The sequence below is a fragment of the Paroceanicella profunda genome, assembly GCF_005887635.2.
Classification (GTDB): Bacteria; Pseudomonadota; Alphaproteobacteria; order Rhodobacterales; family Rhodobacteraceae; genus Paroceanicella; species Paroceanicella profunda.
The window spans coordinates 409,693-427,926 of record NZ_CP040818.1 but is presented as its reverse complement, the minus strand read 5'-3'; the positions used below and the strand labels follow the sequence as shown (position 1 = coordinate 427,926).

15 protein-coding genes are annotated in these 18,234 nt (G+C 72.5%); 8 read left to right on the top strand and 7 right to left on the bottom strand.

The genetic code is table 11. The annotated features are described in order from the left end of the window. Genes FDP22_RS01890 through FDP22_RS01880 form a run of 3 tightly spaced genes read right to left on the bottom strand, consistent with a single transcriptional unit; the run spans position 1 to position 3,105 of the window. Entirely contained in the window at positions 1-891 is an 891-nt protein-coding gene (locus FDP22_RS01890) for an ABC transporter ATP-binding protein (RefSeq protein ID WP_138576721.1), read from the bottom strand. Positions 892-899: 8 nt separating this feature from the next. After that, entirely contained in the window at positions 900-1,733 is an 834-nt protein-coding gene (gene ntrB, locus FDP22_RS01885) for a nitrate ABC transporter permease (RefSeq protein WP_138576723.1), read from the bottom strand. 1 nt (position 1,734) lies between these two features. Continuing rightward, on the bottom strand, positions 1,735-3,105 hold the full coding sequence (locus FDP22_RS01880; protein WP_138576725.1) for a CmpA/NrtA family ABC transporter substrate-binding protein: 1,371 nt from the start codon (positions 3,103-3,105) through the stop codon (positions 1,735-1,737). Positions 3,106-3,321: 216 nt separating this feature from the next. On the opposite strand from FDP22_RS01880, the gene FDP22_RS01875 reads away from it, so the two are divergent. Both FDP22_RS01875 and FDP22_RS01870 read left to right on the top strand, forming a co-directional pair. Next, positions 3,322-5,187, top strand: a complete 1,866-nt coding sequence (locus tag FDP22_RS01875) for a sigma-54 interaction domain-containing protein (RefSeq protein ID WP_138576727.1) — start codon at positions 3,322-3,324, stop codon at positions 5,185-5,187. A 163-nt stretch (positions 5,188-5,350) separates the two neighbouring features. Continuing rightward, complete coding sequence (locus tag FDP22_RS01870; protein WP_138576785.1) at positions 5,351-6,712, top strand: FAD-dependent oxidoreductase; 1,362 nt, start codon at positions 5,351-5,353, stop codon at positions 6,710-6,712. 564 nt (positions 6,713-7,276) lie between these two features. Here FDP22_RS01870 and FDP22_RS01865 read toward each other — a convergent pair. The 4 genes from FDP22_RS01865 to FDP22_RS01850 all read right to left on the bottom strand — a co-directional run bounded on the left by FDP22_RS01865 (position 7,277) and on the right by FDP22_RS01850 (position 11,671). Beyond that, entirely contained in the window at positions 7,277-8,575 is a 1,299-nt protein-coding gene (locus tag FDP22_RS01865; RefSeq protein WP_205910829.1) for an MFS transporter, read from the bottom strand. A 1,050-nt stretch (positions 8,576-9,625) separates the two neighbouring features. Next, positions 9,626-10,105: an NUDIX domain-containing protein gene (locus FDP22_RS01860; RefSeq protein WP_138576729.1), complete on the bottom strand. Its 480-nt coding sequence runs from the start codon at positions 10,103-10,105 to the stop codon at positions 9,626-9,628. After that, a complete protein-coding gene (gene moaB, locus FDP22_RS01855; protein ID WP_138576731.1) occupies positions 10,102-10,644 on the bottom strand; it encodes a molybdenum cofactor biosynthesis protein B in 543 nt (180 codons plus the stop codon). Before moaB ends, FDP22_RS01860 begins: the two co-directional genes overlap by 4 nt. 64 nt (positions 10,645-10,708) lie before the next feature. Further along, positions 10,709-11,671, bottom strand: coding sequence for a uracil-DNA glycosylase (locus FDP22_RS01850; protein ID WP_239031844.1), 963 nt, complete (start codon positions 11,669-11,671; stop codon positions 10,709-10,711). Between the two features lie 345 nt (positions 11,672-12,016). Here FDP22_RS01850 and FDP22_RS01845 point away from each other — a divergent pair, with 345 nt between their 5' ends. The 6 genes from FDP22_RS01845 (at position 12,017) to dprA (ending at position 17,932) form a co-directional block, all read left to right on the top strand. After that, on the top strand, positions 12,017-12,514 hold the full coding sequence (locus FDP22_RS01845; RefSeq protein ID WP_170317552.1) for a DUF992 domain-containing protein: 498 nt from the start codon (positions 12,017-12,019) through the stop codon (positions 12,512-12,514). A 242-nt stretch (positions 12,515-12,756) separates the two neighbouring features. Further along, positions 12,757-13,437, top strand: coding sequence for a DJ-1/PfpI family protein (locus tag FDP22_RS01840; protein ID WP_138576735.1), 681 nt, complete (start codon positions 12,757-12,759; stop codon positions 13,435-13,437). Between the two features lie 177 nt (positions 13,438-13,614). Then, positions 13,615-14,547, top strand: a complete 933-nt coding sequence (locus tag FDP22_RS01835; RefSeq protein WP_138576737.1) for an aspartate carbamoyltransferase catalytic subunit — start codon at positions 13,615-13,617, stop codon at positions 14,545-14,547. Between the two features lie 153 nt (positions 14,548-14,700). Further along, the gene (gene pyrC, locus FDP22_RS01830) at positions 14,701-15,987 is read left to right on the top strand and encodes a dihydroorotase (RefSeq protein ID WP_138576739.1); all 1,287 of its coding nucleotides are present in this window, start codon (positions 14,701-14,703) and stop codon (positions 15,985-15,987) included. Between the two features lie 11 nt (positions 15,988-15,998). After that, the gene (gene plsY, locus FDP22_RS01825; RefSeq protein ID WP_430225841.1) at positions 15,999-16,607 is read left to right on the top strand and encodes a glycerol-3-phosphate 1-O-acyltransferase PlsY; all 609 of its coding nucleotides are present in this window, start codon (positions 15,999-16,001) and stop codon (positions 16,605-16,607) included. 134 nt (positions 16,608-16,741) lie between these two features. Further along, positions 16,742-17,932 (top strand): DNA-processing protein DprA, encoded by a 1,191-nt coding sequence (gene dprA / locus FDP22_RS01820; RefSeq protein ID WP_138576743.1) that lies wholly within the window; start codon positions 16,742-16,744, stop codon positions 17,930-17,932. Positions 17,933-18,234 lie beyond the last annotated feature (302 nt).

Here is an 18,234-nt window from a genome sequence, read left to right as displayed (position 1 = left end):
TCAGGGGATGGCGCGCAAAGCCCTTCGCGCGTCCGGTTCTTCGCTCTCGCCGGCGGCGAGGTCGATCCTCACCGTCTCCGGCGCGCCGCCGCCCGCCTGCCCGGCCAGTTCGCGCGACCGGTGGCCGAGGAACCGCACGAGGTGGTTGCGGATGGCGTAGTAGTTCGGATGGCTGACGATGGCGGTGCGCGCCCGCGGGCGGGGAAGGGTGATCTCCACGGATTCCGCCACGCGGGCCATCGGCCCGTTGGTCATCAGCAGGATGCGGTCCGCCAGCAGGATGGCCTCGTCGATGTCATGGGTGATCATGAACACCGTCTGCCCGGTGCCGGCCCAGATCTTCAGCAGCTCGTCCTGGATGGTGCCGCGGGTGAGCGCGTCCAGCGCGCCGAAGGGCTCGTCCAGCAGGAGCAGCTTGGGATGGTTGGCGAAGGCCCGCGCGATGGACACGCGCTGGCGCATGCCGCCCGAAAGCTGGCTGGGCTTGCGGTGCATCACGTCCTCGGAGAGCCCGACCATCTCGAGGTACTTGCGCGCCTCCGCCCGCACCTGCGCCTTCGTCCAGCCCGGGTAGCGCGCCGCCACCGCGAAGGTGACGTTGCGCAGCGCCGAGAGCCAGGGCAGCAGCGAGTAGTTCTGGAACACCACCCCCCGGTCCAGCGAGGGGCCGGACACCTGCGCCCCGTCCATCACCACCACGCCCTCGCTGGGCTCCGCGAGCCCGGCGAGGATGTTCATGATGGTGGACTTGCCGCAGCCCGAATGGCCCAGGATGCACACGAACTCGCCGCGCCCGATGCCGAAGCTCGCGTTCTCGAACACCGTGGTGATGCCGCCCCGTCCGTCCGGGTAGCGCTGGGTGAGGTTTTCCACGCTCAGGAAAGGTTTCATGCTGCCCCCTATTCCGCGTAGGCCACGGCGCGCTGCAACACGCCGAAGGCCGCGTCCAGCGCCATGCCCACCACCCCGATCATCAGGATGGAGAAGATGACGGAGGTGAGGTCGAGGTTGTTCCACTCGTTCCACACGTAATAGCCGATGCCGGTGCCGCCCACGAGCATCTCCGCCGCCACGATCACCAGCCAGGCAATGCCGATGGAGATGCGCATGCCGGTGACGATGGTGGGGGCCGCCGCCGGGAGGATCACCGTGAAGGCGGTGCGCAGCGTCCCCAGTTCATGGGTGCGGGCCACGTTCACCCAGTCCGCCCGCACGCCCGCCACGCCGAAGGCGGTGTTGATCAGCATCGGCCAGATCGAGCAGATGAAGATCACGAAGATCGCGCTCGCCTCGCTGTCCTGGATGATGAACAGCGCCAGCGGCATCCAGGCCAGCGGCGAGATCGGCCGCAGCACCTGGATGAACGGATTCAGCGCCCGCCAGGCCACCGGCGACATGCCGATGAGAAAGCCCAGCGGGATGGCCACCAGCGCCGCCAGCAGGTAGCCGCTCAGCACCCGGTAGATGGAATAGCCGATCTGGATGCCGATGCCCTTGTCGTTCGGCCCCGCGTCGTAGAACGGGTCCGACAGTTCCGCCCAGGCCTTCGCGATCACCTGCGAGGGGGGCGGCACACCGGCCTTGGGCGCGCCGCCTCCCGTGAGCTTCTCGTATTCGGTGAGCTCGGCCGACCCCGCCCCGCCGGCGGCGATCGACACCTCCCACACCAGGAGGCCCGCCAGCAGAAGCACCACGGAGAGCACCGCCGCGCGCTGGTTGAGCGTGAGGGTCATCTCAGGCCTTCCGGATCGCGAAGCTCTCGACATAGGCCTCCGGCGCGGCCGGGTCGAAGGTCTTGCCCATGATGGTGTGCGAGCGGTAGGTCTCCGCCGGGGCCTCGTAGCCGAGGTCCTCCATGATCTTGCGGCAATCGGCGGCGAGATACACCTGCTCGGCCACGCCCCTGTAGTCCACGTCGCCCTCGATATAGCCCCAGCGCTTCATCTGGCTGAGGATCCACACGCCCATGGAATGCCAGGGGAAGGGGTCGAAGTCGATGCGGTCGGGCACGTCCTGCACGTTGCCCAGCCCGTCGGCGAAGCGCCCCGTGAGCACCTGCTCGATCACCGGCACCGGCTGGTTGAGGTAGTTCGTCGGCGCGATGGCGGCCGAGATCTCCTTCCGGTTCGCCGGGTCGGAGGCGTATTGCGTGGCGTCCACGATGGATTTCAGCAGCGCGCCGTAGGTGTTGGGCAGCTCGGTGGCAAAGCTCAGCGGCGCGGCGAAGGCGCAGCACGGGTGCCCCTCCCAGATCTCCTTGGTGAGGATGTGGATGAAGCCGATGTTCTCCCACACCGCGCGCTGGTTGAACGGGTCGGGGGAAAGGTAGCCGTCCAGGTTCCCGGCCCGCAGGTTCGCCACCATCTCCGGCGGCGGCACCACGCGGATCTGGATGTCCACGTCCGGGTCCAGCCCGTGCTCGGCCACGTAGTAGCGCAGCAGGAAGTTGTGCATGGAGAACTCGAAGGGCACGCCGAAGGTGAAGCCCTTCCACTGCGCAGGGTCCCGCTTGTCGAGATGCTCGTTGCTCAGCACGATGGCCTGGCCGTTGATGTTCTCCACCGCCGGCATGATGTAGGGCTCGGCCACCGAGCCCGCGCCCAGCGTCATCGCCAGCGGCATCGGGGTGAGCATGTGGCTCGCGTCATACTCGCCGTTGAGCGACTTGTCGCGCGCCACCGCCCAGCCGGCGGTCTTGATCACCTGCGCGTTCAGCCCGTATTTCTCGTAGAAGCCCATCGGCTGGGCCATGATGATCGGCGTCGCACAGGTGATGGGCACGAAGCCGATGGTGAGGTCGGTCTTCTCCGGAGCACCCAGCGTGTCGAGGATGGCGGCCTTCGCCTTGTCCATCGGGAACACCGAGGCCAGCGCCGCGGCCACCGTGGAGCCGCCCACCATCCCCATGAAGGAGCGGCGCGAGACATCCGAATGCCCGAACATCGAGCGGACGACCGCGCTCTCGATGGCCCGTTCCAGCATCGCCTCGCTGTCCGCCGCCACGGTCTCCGCCGCGTCGGAGCGGCAGCCCTCGCAGCCGCAGGCGGCGCCGTGGCGCAGGTCGGTCTTGGCGGCGAACGGATCTCCCAGGCTCTTGATCGGCATCGGCTGTCCTTTCCCTGTTGCTCTCTTCGGTCTCGTTGCCCTCAGCGTAGCGAGACGATTGCCGCGCCCGCAAAAGGTTAATGTCGGAGCGGAGGTTTGGTTAAATAGATGTAATAAAACACTAAAGATCCGTGGCACACGTGTGCCGAATTATGAAATATCGTGAATCACGAAATATCGTTGCCGCAGCCGCGGCAACGCGGCAGGCTTGGGGGCATGTCCCTGCACGGCGATTCTGTCCTGGCCCTCCAGCCCTTTCCCGCGCTGCTCGTCGATCCGGGCCGTGACCGGATCACCGCGGCCAATGCGCTGGCGGCCGCGCTGTTCGGCGGGCCGCTGGAGGGCGGCTCGTTCCTCGCGCGGCTGGAGGACGGCGCGGCCGACCTCATCGTGTTCGCCGACGCCGTGGCGCATTACGGCCAGCACTGGACGCGCAGCCTGATCTACCAGCGCCATGACGGCAGCCGCCTGGCCTGCGAGACCCGTGGCAGCCTGACGGACTGGCCGGAGGGCCCGCGCCTGCTGATCTCGCTCATCGACCTCGGCGAGATGGAGAGCCATGCCCAGGCGGCGGAGGCGGCGGACCTGCTGCGCTCCGGCCTGCTGGAATGGAAGCGCGCCCAGGCGTTCTTCTCCGAGCTGGAGCGGCAGAACCAGCTTATCCTGAATGCCGCCGGCGAGGGCATCTACGGCATCAACGCCGATGGCAAGACCACCTTCGTGAACCGCGCCGCACAGGAGATGCTGGGCTGGGCGGCGGAGGACCTGCTGGGCCGCGACACCCACGCCATCATCCACCACCACCACCTGGACGGCGCCCGCTACGACCATCGCGACTGCCCGATCTACCATTCCTTCCGCCACGAGATGGTCGCCCGGGTGGAGGACGAGGTGTTCTGGCGCAAGGACGGCCGGCCCATCCAGGTGGAATATGTCTCCACCCCGATCTACGACAACCAGGTGCTGGCCGGCGCCGTGGTGATCTTCCGCGACATCTCCGAGCGCAAGGAGGGCGAGCGCCGGCTGCGCGAGGCGCTGGCCGAGGTGGACGCCCTGCGCACCCGGCTGGAGCAGGAGAACGCCTACCTGCTGGAGGAGATCACCTCCGAGCGGGCGCATTTCGACATCGTCGGCACGTCGCCCAGCATCACCCGCACCCTGGCGCAGATCGAACTGGTGGCGCCCACGGAGGCGAACGTGCTCATCACCGGGGAGAGCGGGTCCGGCAAGTCGCTCACCGCCTCGGCGGTGCACAAGGCCAGCGCCCGGGCGAAGCGGCCGCTCATCCGGCTGAACTGCGCGGCGCTGAGCCATGTCGACGTGGAGAGCGAGATCTTCGGCCATGTGCGCCGCGCCACCCGTGGCATCCTCGATGACCGTGCCGGCAAGATCGAACTGGCCAACGGCGGCACGCTGCTGCTGGAGGACGTGGGAGAGCTGCCGCTGGAGGTGCAGGGCCGGCTCTTGAGCGTGTTGCGCGACCAGGCGGTGGTGCGGCTGGGCGAGGAGCGGCAGCGCCGGGTGAATGTCCGCATCATCGCCTCCTCCACCCGGGACCTGGCGCGGGAGGTGGCGGCCGGGCGGTTCCGCGAGGACCTCTACTTCTTCCTCAACGTGTTCCCCATTCCGCTCACCCCGCTGCGCGAGCGGCGCGAGGACATTCCGCTGCTGGTGGCGCATTTCCTCGAACTGGCCTGCCGGCGGCTGAACCGCCCGCGGCCCGTGCCCACGCAGGGCACCATCCGGCAACTGTCGGACTATGCCTGGCCGGGCAACCTGCGCGAGCTGGAGAACGTGATCGAGCGGGCGGTGATCGTCTCGACCGGCGAGAAGCTGCGCGTGGGGGCGATCGGCCCGCGCAGCCTGCCGCGCCCGGAGACGGCCGGCGCGGGCCGGTTGCTGACCGAGGAGGAGATGCGGGCGCTGGAACGGGCCAACCTCGTGGCCTGCCTGCGCGAGACCGGCGGCCGCGTCTCCGGCCCCGGCGGTGCGGCGGACCTGCTGGGCCTGCGCCCGACCACACTCTACTCGCGCATCGCCAGGGCCGGCGTGACGGAGGCGGACTGGGCCCCGCCCGGCTGAGCGCCGGCCGCGCCGGCGCGCGGGTGGCGTCGCCTTACCGCACGCGCGGCCCGGGCGGGGAGGGCCCCGGCGAATTCCGCTGCGTGGAAGGCGGCGGAATTCACCTGCGCCGCGAAACGCTCTACACAGGAGCGCTCCAGACCCAAGCGAGGCTCCCTTGACCCTGCCCGACATCCTCGAACCCGCGCGCCGGACCCCCGTCATCCACCAGACCGATGTGCTCGTCGTCGGCTCCGGCCCCGGTGGCCTCGCCGCCGCGCTGGCCGCGGCGCGCTGCGGTGTCTCGGTCACCCTGCTGGAGCGGTTCGGCTGCTTCGGCGGCAACATCACCGTGGTGGGGGTGGAGGGCTTCGCCTGGTACCGCCACGAGGAGACGGTGGAGGCCGGCGGCATCGGGCGGGAGTTCGAGGACCGTGCCCGGGAGATGGGCGCCGCGGTGCCCGAGAGCCAGTCCCTCAGCCACGAGCTGGACAGCGAGGGCTTCAAGCTGGTGGCCGACACGCTGGTGGAGGAGGCCGGCATCCACCCGATGATGCACCGCCAGTTCGTCGCCCCGATCATGGAGGGCAACGTGATCCGCGGCGTGATCGTGGAATCCAAGGCCGGCCGCGAGGCGATCCTGGCGCGCCGGGTGATCGACGCGACCGGCGATGCCGACGTGGCCCTGCGCGCCGGCGCGCCCACCCTCAAGACCCCGGTGGAGCAGATGCAGGCGGCCAGCGTGATGTTCCATCTCGCCGGGGTGGACAAGGCCGCCTTCATGGCCGGCGTGCGCGCCGATCCGCAGACCTACAAGGACTGGTCGACGGGCGAGTGGCAGGTGGAGACCGACCGCAAGGAGGACGACATGTTCTCGCCCTTCCTCGCGAAGCCCTTCGCGCAGGCGATCCGCGACGGCATCATCCCGCCCCATCTCAACACCATCGGCGGCACCTGGGGCGCGGTGCATGACAGCGGCGAGATGACCTACATGAACCTCGTCCACCTGGCCGGCTGCGACGGAACGGACCCCGACAGCATGACCCGTTTCGAGATCGAGGGCCGCAGGCAGGCGATGCATGCCATCGAGGCGCTGCGCCGCTACACGCCGGGCTGCGAGGCGGTGCGCCTGCGCAACTTCGGCATGTCCATCGGCATCCGCGACACCCGCAAGATCGACGCGGCCTACAACATGACCGAGCGCGACGTGCGCGGCCAGGCGCGGTTCGAGGACAGCATCGGCATCTACCCGGAGTTCATCGACGGCTACGGCGTGCTGATCCTGCCCACCACCGGGCGCTACATGCACATTCCCTACCGCGCGATGCTGCCCGGAGCGGTGAAACACCTGATCGTGGCCGGCCGCGCCATCGGCGGGGACCGCATCGCCCATGCCGCGACGCGCAACATGGCCTGCTGCGCGGTGGCGGGGCAGGGCGCGGGCGTGGCGGCGGCCTGGGCCGTGCAGCACGACCGGGATTTCGCGGAAGTGGACATCCCGGCGATCCAGGCGATTCTGCGCCGGCAGGGCACCCGCATCCACTGACGCACCACGCCGGCGGACACCCGGACCGCCGCGCCCCGCAGTGGACCGGGCCGCCGCGCCCCGGCGAGGAGCTTGCGCACCGCGCCCCGGTGGCAGACCGGACCGTCGCGCCTGGCGGTTGACCTGTGCACTGCGTCCCGGCGGTGGCCCGGACCGTCGCGCCCCGGCGGCGGACCTGTCCCCCGGCCCCGACGACGGACCGGGCCGTCACGCCTGGCGGTGGACCTGCGCACCGCACCCGGCGGGGGAACGCCCGCCTCGCCGAGGGGGCCGTTCGGCCCCCGCAGCCCGGCGGTCGTGGCGAAGGCCCTGCCGGGCCTCCGCGTCGCGGGCGGTGAAGGGGTTGACCCGGGGGTGAAAGGGGTGCTTGTCCGGCTCCCGGCTCCCGGCTCCCGGCTCCCGGCTCCCGGCTCCCGGCTCCCGGCTCCCGGCTCCCGGCTCCCGGCTCCCGGCTCCCGGCTCCCGGCTCCCGGCTCCCGGCGCTGCGCGTCAGCGGCGCGTGGCCACAGCGGCGCGTGGCGACAGGGCGGGGCGGGCCGCGCGGGCCCGGTCATGCCTTCGGGATCACTTGCCGTCGAGGCGCTCCACCCGGGCGAGCTGGGGGAAGAGGCGCATCCACATCAGCACCACGGCGATGGTGCCCATGCCGCCGATCAGCCCGGCGGCCACCGGGCCGAATGCGCCGGCGACCATGCCGCTCTCGAATTCGCCCAGCTGGTTCGACGTGCCGATGAACAGCGAGTTCACGGCATTCACCCGGCCGCGCATGTCGTCAGGCGTGAGGAGCTGGACGAGGGAGGAGCGCACCACCACGCTGATCGTGTCGGAGGCGCCGACGACGAACAGCGCGAGCACCGAGAGCGGCACGCTCCGCGACAGGGAGAACACGATGGTGGCAAGGCCGAACACCCCAACCGCGAGGAACATCCGGCGGCCGGCGCCGCGCTCGATGGGATGGCGGGCCAGCCACAGCGACATCAGGAGCGCGCCCACGGCGGGTGCGGCGCGCAGCATCCCGAGCCCGATCGGCCCGGCCCGCAGGATATCGGCCGCGAAGACCGGCAGCAGCGCCGTCGCCCCGCCGAGGAGCACGGCGAAGAGATCGAGCGAGATCGTGCCCAACACCTCCGGCCGGCTGCGGATGAAGGCCACGCCGGCGAAGATCGTGCCGAAGCTCATCCGGGCCCGCTTCGGCGCGGGGCCCGCCCGGCGGATCAGCGCGATGCTCGCCGCCGCACCGCAGAACAGCAGCGTGGAGGCCGCGAAGACCGTCCCCGCGCCGAAGCCGTAGAGCAGACCGCCCAGCGAGGGGCCGATGATGAGCGCGGTCTGCATGAAGGAGGTCGAGGTCGCCACCGCCCGCTGCAGCATTGCCGGCCCGACGATGCCGGGCAGGAGGGCGGCCATGGTCGGCCGCTCGAAGGCCACCGCCGCGCCGAGCAGCGCCGCCGCCGAGAGGATGAGCGGCGGGCTGAGCGCGCCTTGCCAGAACAGAACGCCCAGCAGCGCCACTGTCACCGCCTCCAGCCCCTGGCAGGCGAGCCCGATGCGGCGGCGGTCGAACCGGTCGGCCGCGGCGCCGACGACGAAGGTGAGGGCGGCCATGGGCAGGAACTGCGCCAGCCCCAGAAAGCCCAGCATGTAGGCGTTCCCGGTCCGGTCATAGAGCATCCAGGCCAGCGCCACGGTGATGGACTGGAAGCCGAGCGAGGAAAACACCCGCGAGGCGATGAAGGCCCGGTAATTGCGATCCTGCAGCACGCCCTGCGCGGGGGGCAGGGCGCCGGCCGCGGGGGGCAGGGCGGCGGGCGGCATCCCGTGCCGGGTGTCCGGCCCCGCGGCGGGCGGTTCGGTGTGGGTCATGGTCTCCCGGAGGTGCAGAGGCCTCCTGGCGACGCACTGGGGGCACTGGCGCGAAAGCTAGATCCGCGCCCCGGGAGTGTCAATCGCACCCGCGCTGGGCCCGCGCGCCCGTGCGTCCAAGCGCCGGATCGCGCGTGGAGCACCGCCCGGAGGGCCTCCGACAGCAGCGCCCGCAGCCGGGACCCGGCCCGCCGTGACCGAACCGCGGGAGAGTTGCGTGCCGCGAGGCAGATGGCACGTACGCGGGCTGCGCCGGTGGTTCGGCCTCGGGGCACGTCCGGGCATCATGGTTCAGGGGGACGCCGCGCAAGGGGAACGCTGGCGGCCAAGCCTGCAGCCGGGGCCCGGACCGTGGCGCCGGAACCTTGGGGGCGTTGCGTGCCGCGAGGGTGGCGCGAGCGGGATCCACGCCGGTGGTTCGGCTGTGAGGGCGCGTCCGGGCGCCATGGCTCAGGGGGGTCGCTGCGCAGGGCGCCCCCCGGCGGCACCGCCCGCAACCGAGAGCCGGAGCGCCGCGCCGGAACCGTGGGAGAGCCGCGTGCCGCGGGCGGGTGGCGCGCCGGTCGCGCGGTCGCGTCCGGGCACCATGGCGCAGGGGGGATGCGAGGGCCTCATGCGGCATGTCCGGCTTCGGCCGATCCCGGGCGGGCGGATGCGCAGTGGTCGAGGCGGAGGCTGGTTTCGGTCTGACGGGGCGGGCCTGTGGGGGACTGGTCAGGGGCCCGTGGACGCGCGGCGGGGAGAGCGACGGGTGAGACACCTGTGGGGACGACGCTTGCGGGGGAGGTTCTTGCAAACGCGGCGCTTGCGGGGGAGCTGCTCGCAAACGCGGCGCTTGCGGGAGCCGCCCTTGCGCGGGCGCTGTGCGGCTGGCGTGGAGACGTCAGCCCCGCCATGCACAGGTGCGATCAAGGCGGGGCAGAGGGTGCCGCCAGCGCCGGGGCGCGGCGTGCCGGCGGGCGGGGGCAGGCAGCGGTGTGCCGTCAGGCGGGACGCGCCCCGATGTTTCGGCCGGCCGGGAGGGCTGCGGCGTGTCGGCAGGCCGGGCGCTCAGCCGGGGTTCGCGAAATGGTGCTCCAGGATCGGGCGCTGGAAGGGCACGATCTCGTAGCGGGCCACCTGGGCCGGGGTGAGAAGGGCGAAGCCCGCGCCCTCGCCGAGGCGGATGGCCGCGGGGTCCACCGCGCGCGCGAGGCGGTAGACGTAGAGCCGGGTGCGCGCCGGCGCGGTGGAGACCGCGCGCAGGAACGGCGTGAGGCCGGCGGCCGGCGGGGTGAGGCCGGTCTCCTCCTCCAGCTCGCGCAGGGCGGCCTCCAGCAGGCTCTCGCCGGGCTCCACCCCGCCTCCGAACAGGCACCACTGGCCCCGGGCGGCGACGGTGTCGATGTCGTCGCGCAGCTGCATCAGAACCCGGCCGGCGGCATCGTGGATCAGCACGGCCGCGCCGCGCCGCGCGCCGGGGGAGGACCAGTCCCCCATCGGCGCGAAGGCCTCGGCTTCCGGGCCCTCGGCGGGCAGGGGGGCGCTCATTTGCGGCGCTGGTGCTCGTCGAGCCGCGGCATGATCTCGACGAAGTTGCAGGGCATGTGACGATAGTCGAGCTGGGCCTTCAGGATGCCGTCCCAGGCGTCGCGGCAGGCGCCGGGCGAACCGGGCAGCGCGAAGAGATAGGTGCCGCCCGCCACGCCGCCGCAGGCCCGGCTCTGCACGGCCGAGGTGCCGATCTTCTCCATCGAGACCAGGGTGAACACGGTGGCGAAGGCGTCGATCTCCTTCTCGTAGACATCGCGGTGGGCCTCCACCGTCACGTCGCGCCCGGTGAGGCCGGTGCCGCCGGTGGAGAGGATCACGTCGATGTCCGGATCGGCGATCCAGGCGCGCAGGCGCCCGGCGATGCCGGCGCGGTCATCCGGGCAGATGTCGCGGGCGGCCAGGTGGTGACCGGCCTCGGTGATGCGCGCGGCGAGCGTGTCGCCGGAACGGTCCTCGGCCAGGCTGCGGGTGTCGGACACGGTGAGGACCGCGATCCTGACCGGGATGAACTCTCTGGGGGGCCGGGCGGTGCTCATGGCGTCTCCTCGGGCGGGCTGGAGGTGTGGTGAGGCGAGGGCGGAACCTGTGCGGGCGGGGCCGTCAGGGCCCCGGGCGGGCGGGGGCGGCGGGCAGGCCCATCCGCTCCGCCACGGCCAGCAGGTCGGCCCAGACGGGGCGCTTCTGCAGCGGGTTGCGCAGCAGGGCGGCGGGGTGGAACGTGGGCATGGCCGGCAGCCCGTCCACCTCCGCCCAGGTGCCGCGCAGCCGGGTGATGCCGGTGGCGGTGCCCAGCAGGGTGGAGGCGGCGGTGCGCCCCATCAGCAGCAGCACCTCCGGCCGCGCCAGCGCGATGTGCCGGTGCAGGAAGGGCGTGAGCATGGCGATCTCGTCGGAGGAGGGGTCGCGGTTCTGCGGCGGCCGCCAGGGCAGCACGTTGGTGATGTAGACCGCCTGGGCCGGGTCCTCGGCGCGGCGCGACAGGCCGATGGCGGAGAGCATCAGGTCCAGCAACTGGCCGGAGCGCCCGACGAAGGGCCGGCCGGCGGCATCCTCCTCGCGGCCCGGGGCCTCGCCGATCACCATCAGCCGGGCGGCGGGGTTCCCGTCGGCGAAGACGGTGGTGCGCGCGCCGCGCTTCAGGGCGCAGCCGTCGAAGGCGGCCAGTGCGGCTGCGAGCCCGTCGAGCGACACCGCGGCGCCGGCCGCGGCCCGCGCGGCGCGAATCTGCTCCTCGGCGGGGTCCTCCGCGGCGCGGCGGATCTCGGGGGCGGCGACGGGGGGTCGCCCGGCCGGCGCGCGCGCCGTGGGTGTGGCGCCCCGGGCCGTGCCCGCCGGCGCCGGAGCGCCGCCCTGGCGCGCCCCCGCGGGCGCCGCCGGTGCGTCTGACGGAGCATACGCCGGGCCATGCGCCGGATCTGGTGTCAGGTCCGGCGCCGCCTGCGGGGCCGGCGCGGGGCCGTAGCGGCACACGGGGTCCTCGCTCGAGGCCTCGTCGACGCCGAGTTCGATCAGCCATTCCAGCATGGCGAGGTCGGCGTGGTAATCGCTACCGGTGTCCTGCATGCCTCCGGATTACTCCATCCGGGACGGCGAGGGAAGCGGCTGCGGGCCGTCCGCCCGTCGGCGCACCGTCGCCGGAGCGACCGACGAGGGACCGGCCGGGTCGCGAGGGTGGTCAGGTGCGGCGGCGCGGGCCGTGCTGCGGGCGGGATGAGGGCCGGCAGGCGCGGCGGAGCGGCGCCGTGCTGCGGGCGGGGGACGGAACGTATCCGGATGTCCGCGGGCCGGGCGCCGGCGCCGCGAGGCGGTAACGGATGCGCGAAAACGTGCCGGGCGGCGCGCGGGTCGGCGGAACTTTGCGTGGCCTGCGGCGTTCTCCCCCCGATACGTACCCCGAAAGGAGAAGTCATGAAACGCTCTAGTGTTCTGGTTGCCTCGATGATCGCCCTCGGCGGCTTTGGCGTTGCGGCCCAGGCCGAAGATGCAGCCAAGATCGACGTGGGAGTGCTGACCTGCGATCTCACCGGCAAGTCGAACATCGTCGTGCTGAGCAACAGCCAGTATGTCTGCACGCTCGACGCTCAGAATGACGCCTGGGACCAGGTTTACGTGGGAGATATCGACAAGATCGGCATCGATCTGAACGCCGTCAGCCAGCAGACCATCAAATGGGGTGTTCTCACGACCAGCGGCGAGTATAATCCCAAGATGATGGAGGGCACCTACATCGGTGCCAGCGCCGATGCGGCCCTCGGCCTCGGGGCGGGTGCGAAGGTGCTCGTCGGGGGGTCCGGAGATGCCATCTCGCTGCAGCCGCTGTCCGTTTCCGGGCAGGAAGGCATCGGTATCGCTGCCGGGCTGGAGCGGATGACCCTGACCAAGGTCGGTGAAAAGACCGAGGGGTGATTCCGGGAGGAAACACCACGACTGCAAGGGGCCGTGCGCGCGGCCCCTTTTCTTTTGCGCCGATGCCCGCCGGCACGGGGGGGGGGCGCGCCCCTCGGGCGCCCGGCGCCGCCCCGGCTGTCCGCCCTCGCCCCATGCGCGCGCGCATGCCGGGCCGCCTGCCGCTCCGGCTGCGCGGACGGGTTGCACCGGCCAGGGCGCGGGCCTAGGCTCCGGCCCGGTATCACCCCGGAGGGCCCGCCATGACCACGCGTATCGGACTGCTGCTGTTTCCCGATCTCACCCAGCTCGATCTCACCGGCCCGCTGGAGGTGTTCAGCCGCATGCCGGACGCCGAGGTCTCGCTGCTGTGGAAGAGCCGTGAGCCGGTGGCCTCGGACCGCGGCCTGGTGATGCTGCCCACCGCCGGTTTCGCGGAATGCGCGGGCCTCGACATCATCTGCGTGCCCGGTGGCCCGGGCCAGATCGCGCTGATGGAGGATACGGAGGTGCTGGACTTCCTGCGCCGCATCGCGCCCGGCTGCAGCCTGGTCACCTCCGTGTGCACCGGCTCGCTGGTGCTGGGCGCGGCGGGGCTGCTGACGGGTTACCGGGCCACCTGCCACTGGTCTTCCCTCGACCAGCTGGCGCTGTTCGGCGCCACGCCCGTGGCGGAGCGCGTGGTGCGCGATCGCAACCGCATCACCGGCGCCGGGGTGACCTCGGGCATCGATTTCGCCCTTGCCGTGGTGGCCGAGGTGCTGGGGGAGGAGGCCGCGCGCGAGGTTCAGCTGCAGATCGAGTATGACCCCGCGCCGCCCTTCGACAGCGGCTCGCCGCGCAGCGCCGGGCCGGAGCTGCTGGAGCGGGTGTCGGCGCGCATCGCGCCCTTCATCGCCCGGCGGCGGGCGGCCTCCGAAGCCGCGGCGCGCCGGCTGGGCTGAGCCCGGCCCACCCCTTCGGGGTCGCAGCCGGTGGCCCGCGCGCCGCGGCCGCCTGCCGTCCCGCCCGGGGCGGCGGAGCCTCCCGCCCGGCCGGGGAGGGGCGGGCACGAGACCCTTGCTCCGCGCCCGTGCCGATGCCATAACCCCCTCGCACAGCACCGAGCGGGGAGGCGGCCCATGCGGCACCTACTGGGTATCGAGGGCCTTTCCCAGGGCCAGATCACCGACATTCTCGACCTCTCCGAGCGATACGTCTCCCGCAACCGCCAGAACGACAAGCATGCCGGCGGGCTGGAGGGCAAGACCATGGTCAACATGTTCTTCGAGAACTCCACCCGCACCCAGGCGAGCTTCGAGATCGCCGGAAAGCGGCTCGGGGCCGACGTGCTGAACATGTCCATGGCCACCTCCAGCGTGAAGAAGGGCGAGACGCTGATCGACACCGCGCTCACCCTCAACGCGATGCACCCCGATCTCCTCGTCGTGCGGCACCAGAATTCCGGCGCCGTGGCCCTGCTGGCCGAGAAGGTGAACTGCGCGGTGATCAACGCCGGCGACGGCCGGCACGAGCACCCCACGCAGGCCCTGCTCGACGCGCTCACCATCCGCCGCCGCAAGGGCCGGCTGCACCGGCTCACCGTGGCCATCTGCGGCGACATCGCCCACAGCCGGGTGGCGCGCTCCAACCTGTTCCTGCTCGGCAAGATGGAGAACCGGGTGCGCCTGGTGGGCCCGCGCACGCTGATGCCCACGGGGGTGGACAAGTTCGGCGTCGAGGTGTTCGAGGACATGCGCGAGGGCCTCGCCGGCGCCGACGTGGTGATGATGCTGCGCCTGCAGAAGGAGCGGATGGACGGCGGGTTCATCCCCTCCGAGCGCGAGTATTTCCACCGCTGGGGGCTGGACGCGGAGAAGCTCTCCTTCGCCAGGGACGACGCCATCGTGATGCACCCCGGCCCGATGAACCGCGGCGTGGAGATCGACGGCGAGATCGCCGACGACATCAACCGCTCGGTGATCCAGGAGCAGGTGGAGATGGGCGTTGCCGTGCGCATGGCCGTGCTCGACCTGCTCTCGCGCCACAACGGCCCCACGGGGATCGATGTCTGATACGCTGACCGGACCGTCAGCCCCGCAGGAGGACCGTGACATGCGCCGCCTTCATTGCCTGACCACCTGCGCGCCCACCCCGCTCGGGATATCCCGCCGGGCCGGGAGCCGTCTGCTGACCGTCTTCAAACCCCGAGTGGATGCCCTGACCCGATGAAGACCCTGTTCGCCAATGCCCGCCTCATCGACCCCGAAGCCGGAACCGAGGGGCGCGGCGCGTTGCTCGTGGAGGAGGGGGGCATCGCCGCCGTCTTCCCCGAGGGCGCCGGGCTGCCCGCGGCGGACGAGACCGTGGAGTGCGGCGGGCGCTGCCTTGCCCCCGGCATCATCGACATCGGGGTCAAGATCGGCGAGCCGGGCGAGCGCCACAAGGAAAGCTTCCGGACCGGCGGGCTGGCGGCGGCGGCGGGCGGGGTGACCACCATGGTCACCCGCCCGGACACGCTCCCCCCGATCGACGACCCGGAAACGCTGGAATTCGTCTCCCGCCGCGCGCGGGAGGCGAGCCCGGTGCGGGTGCTGCCCATGGCCTCGCTCACCAAGGGGCGCGAGGGCCGCGAGATGGTGGAGATGGGCCTGCTGGGCGACGCCGGCGCCGTGGCCTTCACCGACGGGGTGCGCCCGGTGCACAACACCCGCCTGCTGCAGCGCGCGCTCACCTATGCGCTGGGGCTCGACGCGCTGGTGATCTTCCATCCGCAGGAGCCGGTGCTCTCGGCGGGAAGCGCGGCCACCGCGGGGGCCTTCGCCTCGCTGCTGGGGCTGCCCGCCGTGCCGGCCATGGCCGAGAAGATGCAGCTTGCCCGCGATCTCGCCCTGGTGGAGCTCACCGGCGGGCGCGCCCATGCCGACCAGATCTCCACCGCCGCCGCCCTGCCGCTGCTGGCGGCGGCGAAGGCGCAGGGGCTGCGGGTGACGGCGGGGGCGAATGTTCACCACCTCACGCTGAACGAATACGACATCGCCGATTACCGTACCTTCTTCCGGATCACCCCGCCGCTGCGCCCGGAGACCGACCGCGTGGCGCTGGTCCAGGCGGTGGCGGACGGGCTGATCGACGTGATCGGCTCCTTCCACACCCCGCAGGACGAGGAATCCAAGCGCCTGCCCTTCGAGGAGGCCGCGCCCGGCGCCGTGGGCCTGGAAACGCTGCTGCCCGCGGCGCTGCAGATGGTCCATTCCGGCATGGTCAGCCTGCCGCGGCTCTTCGCCTGCCTGTCGACCAACCCGGCGCGGCTGCTGGGGCTCGACGGCGGGCGCCTTTCCGCCGGCGCCCCGGCCGACCTGGTGCTGTTCGACCCGGACGCCCCCTTCGTGCTTGACCGCTACACGCTGCGCTCCAAGTCGAAGAACACGCCGTTCGACCAGCGGCGCATGCAGGGACGGGTTTTCGGCACCTGGGTCGGCGGACGCCGGGTGTTCACGCGGGAGCAGGGCTGATGGACGCATACATTCCGGATCTGGCCGCCCGACCGGGGCTGCTGCTGCTCGCGCTGGCGATCGGCTATCTTTGCGGGTCCATCCCCTTCGGGGTGCTCTCCTCGAAGCTCTTCGGCCTCACCGACCCGCGCAAGCAGGGCTCGGGCAACATCGGGGCCACCAATGTCCTGCGCTCCGGCCACAAGGGCGCGGCCGCGGTCACCCTGCTGGGGGACGCGCTGAAGGGCACGATCCCGGTGCTGGTGCTGGGTGCGACGGCCGGGCCGCTGCCGGCGCAGGTGGCGGCCATCGGCGCCTTCCTGGGGCATCTCTTCCCGGTGTGGATCGGGTTTCGTGGCGGCAAGGGGGTGGCGACCTATCTCGGCATCCTCTTCGCGCTCAGCTGGCCGGCCGCGCTGATGGCCTGCGCGACCTGGCTCGTGGTGGCCTTCACGCTGCGCTATTCCTCGCTCTCCGCGCTGGTGGCGGCGGCGCTGTCGCCGGTGTGGCTGGCGGTGGCGGGCGCGCGCGGGGCGGTCTGGGTCGGGGTGCTGCTGGCGGTGATGATCTTCCTCTCCCACCGCGCGAACATCGCCCGGCTGCTGCGCGGTGCGGAACCGCGGATCGGCAAGCGCGCCTGACGCGCGGGGCCCCCGCCGCTCCCGCACGGGCGGAGCGGGCGGGCGCCCGCGGGGGGATCGGCCGGCGCGTGCCTTAACCGGCCATTAACCCGGATGCGGCCTGAATTCCGGGTCCCAGCCCGGAAGGCGCCCGCATGAATTCTCCCCTCTCCCCCCTCCCAGACCCCATGTCCTTCACGCCGCCGCGCAGCGGGGCGGAGGTGCACGCCTGGCTGCGCCTCGCGCGCAGCCGGAACGTGGGCCCGCGCGGCTTCCGGGCGCTGGTGACACGGTTCGGTTCCGCGGAGGCGGCGCTGGAGGCCCTGCCGGGGCTGACGACGGAGAGCGGCAAGCGCTTCGAGCCCGCCGCGCCCGGCGCGGTGGACACGGAGTTGGAGCGGGCGCGGGCACTGGGCGCGCGGCTGCTCTGCCTCGGCGCGCCGGAGTATCCGGCGCTGCTGGCGCAGATCCCCGACCCTCCGCCGCTGCTCTGGGCCCGGGGCGCCCCGGGGCTGGCCTGCGGCTCCTGCATCGCGGTGGTGGGGGCGCGCAACGCGTCCTCGACCGGGCGGCGCATGGCCGCGCTGCTGGCGCAGGAGCTGGGCGGGCGCGGCCACACCATCGTCTCGGGCCTGGCGCGCGGCATCGACACCGCGGCGCACCGCGTGTCGCTGGCAAGCGGGACGATCGCCGTGCTCGCCGGCGGGCTGGACCGGGTCTACCCGGCCGAGAACGCCGATCTCGCGGAGGAGATCTCCCTCAACGGCCTGTTGCTGAGCGAGGCGCCGCTGGGCGAGCAGCCCACGTCCCGGCATTTCCCGCGCCGCAACCGGATCGTCTCCGGGCTGTCGCGCGCGGTGGTGCTGGTCGAGGCGGCGGACCGGTCCGGCTCCCTCATCACCGCGCGGCTGGCGCTGGAACAGGGCCGGGAGGTGATGGCGGTTCCGGGGTCGCCGCTGGACCCGCGCGCCGGCGGCTGCAACCGCCTGTTGCGGCAGGGCGCCGCGCTGGTGCGCCATGCCGATGACGTGGAGGAGGCGCTGGGCTACGCCGGCACCACCGCGCTGCGCGTGGCCCATTGGCCCGATGCCGGGGACGCGCCGGACGCGCCGCCGGAACCCGGCCCGCGCGACATGGCGGGCGATGCCGGACCCTGCACGCCCGATGGCGCCACGCCGCTGCTGACGCGGGTCGAAGCCCTCCTGTCGCACACCCCGGCCTCGGAGGACGACATCCTGCGCCAGGCCGGTGCGCCGCCCGCGCAGGTTCTGCAGGCCATCGGCGAACTGGAACTCACCGGCCGCGTCGAGCGCCGCCCCGGCGGCGGGCTGGTGCTGGCAGACTGACCCTGCGGAGCGGCGGGAAACGCCCCGGGCTTCCACACCCGGGCAGGGCGCTGCCGGCTGGGGCATCGCGCCTCGGCGGACCCGGCGACCGGGCAGTGCAGGCGGGGGCGGTGCAGCCGGCAGGCCGCCCGGACGGCACGGGGCCGGCCCGGCGGCGCGCGCAAGCACGCCGGCGGAGCGGTGGGGTGCGGGACTCGGCGCGCCGCGGATGGCCGGGGATGCGGGGTTCGGCGGACACCTGGCGCGCCGGGCATGACCGGGGAGGCGGGCGCGCGTCGCATCTGTCGCCGGGTTGGCCCGGC

Excerpts from the sequence above, each read along its gene's own strand:
- FDP22_RS01890 (WP_138576721.1), bottom strand. The coding sequence starts at position 891 with ATGAAACCTTTCCTGAGCGTGGAAAACCTCACCCAGCGCTACCCGGAC.
- ntrB (WP_138576723.1), bottom strand. The coding sequence starts at position 1,733 with ATGACCCTCACGCTCAACCAGCGCGCGGCGGTGCTCTCCGTGGTGCTT.
- FDP22_RS01880 (WP_138576725.1), bottom strand. The coding sequence starts at position 3,105 with ATGCCGATCAAGAGCCTGGGAGATCCGTTCGCCGCCAAGACCGACCTG.
- FDP22_RS01875 (WP_138576727.1), top strand. The coding sequence starts at position 3,322 with ATGTCCCTGCACGGCGATTCTGTCCTGGCCCTCCAGCCCTTTCCCGCG.
- FDP22_RS01865 (WP_205910829.1), bottom strand. The coding sequence starts at position 8,575 with ATGACCCACACCGAACCGCCCGCCGCGGGGCCGGACACCCGGCACGGG.
- FDP22_RS01860 (WP_138576729.1), bottom strand. The coding sequence starts at position 10,105 with ATGAGCGCCCCCCTGCCCGCCGAGGGCCCGGAAGCCGAGGCCTTCGCG.
- moaB (WP_138576731.1), bottom strand. The coding sequence starts at position 10,644 with ATGAGCACCGCCCGGCCCCCCAGAGAGTTCATCCCGGTCAGGATCGCG.
- FDP22_RS01850 (WP_239031844.1), bottom strand. The coding sequence starts at position 11,671 with ATGCAGGACACCGGTAGCGATTACCACGCCGACCTCGCCATGCTGGAA.
- FDP22_RS01845 (WP_170317552.1), top strand. The coding sequence starts at position 12,017 with ATGAAACGCTCTAGTGTTCTGGTTGCCTCGATGATCGCCCTCGGCGGC.
- FDP22_RS01840 (WP_138576735.1), top strand. The coding sequence starts at position 12,757 with ATGACCACGCGTATCGGACTGCTGCTGTTTCCCGATCTCACCCAGCTC.
- FDP22_RS01835 (WP_138576737.1), top strand. The coding sequence starts at position 13,615 with ATGCGGCACCTACTGGGTATCGAGGGCCTTTCCCAGGGCCAGATCACC.
- pyrC (WP_138576739.1), top strand. The coding sequence starts at position 14,701 with ATGAAGACCCTGTTCGCCAATGCCCGCCTCATCGACCCCGAAGCCGGA.
- dprA (WP_138576743.1), top strand. The coding sequence starts at position 16,742 with ATGAATTCTCCCCTCTCCCCCCTCCCAGACCCCATGTCCTTCACGCCG.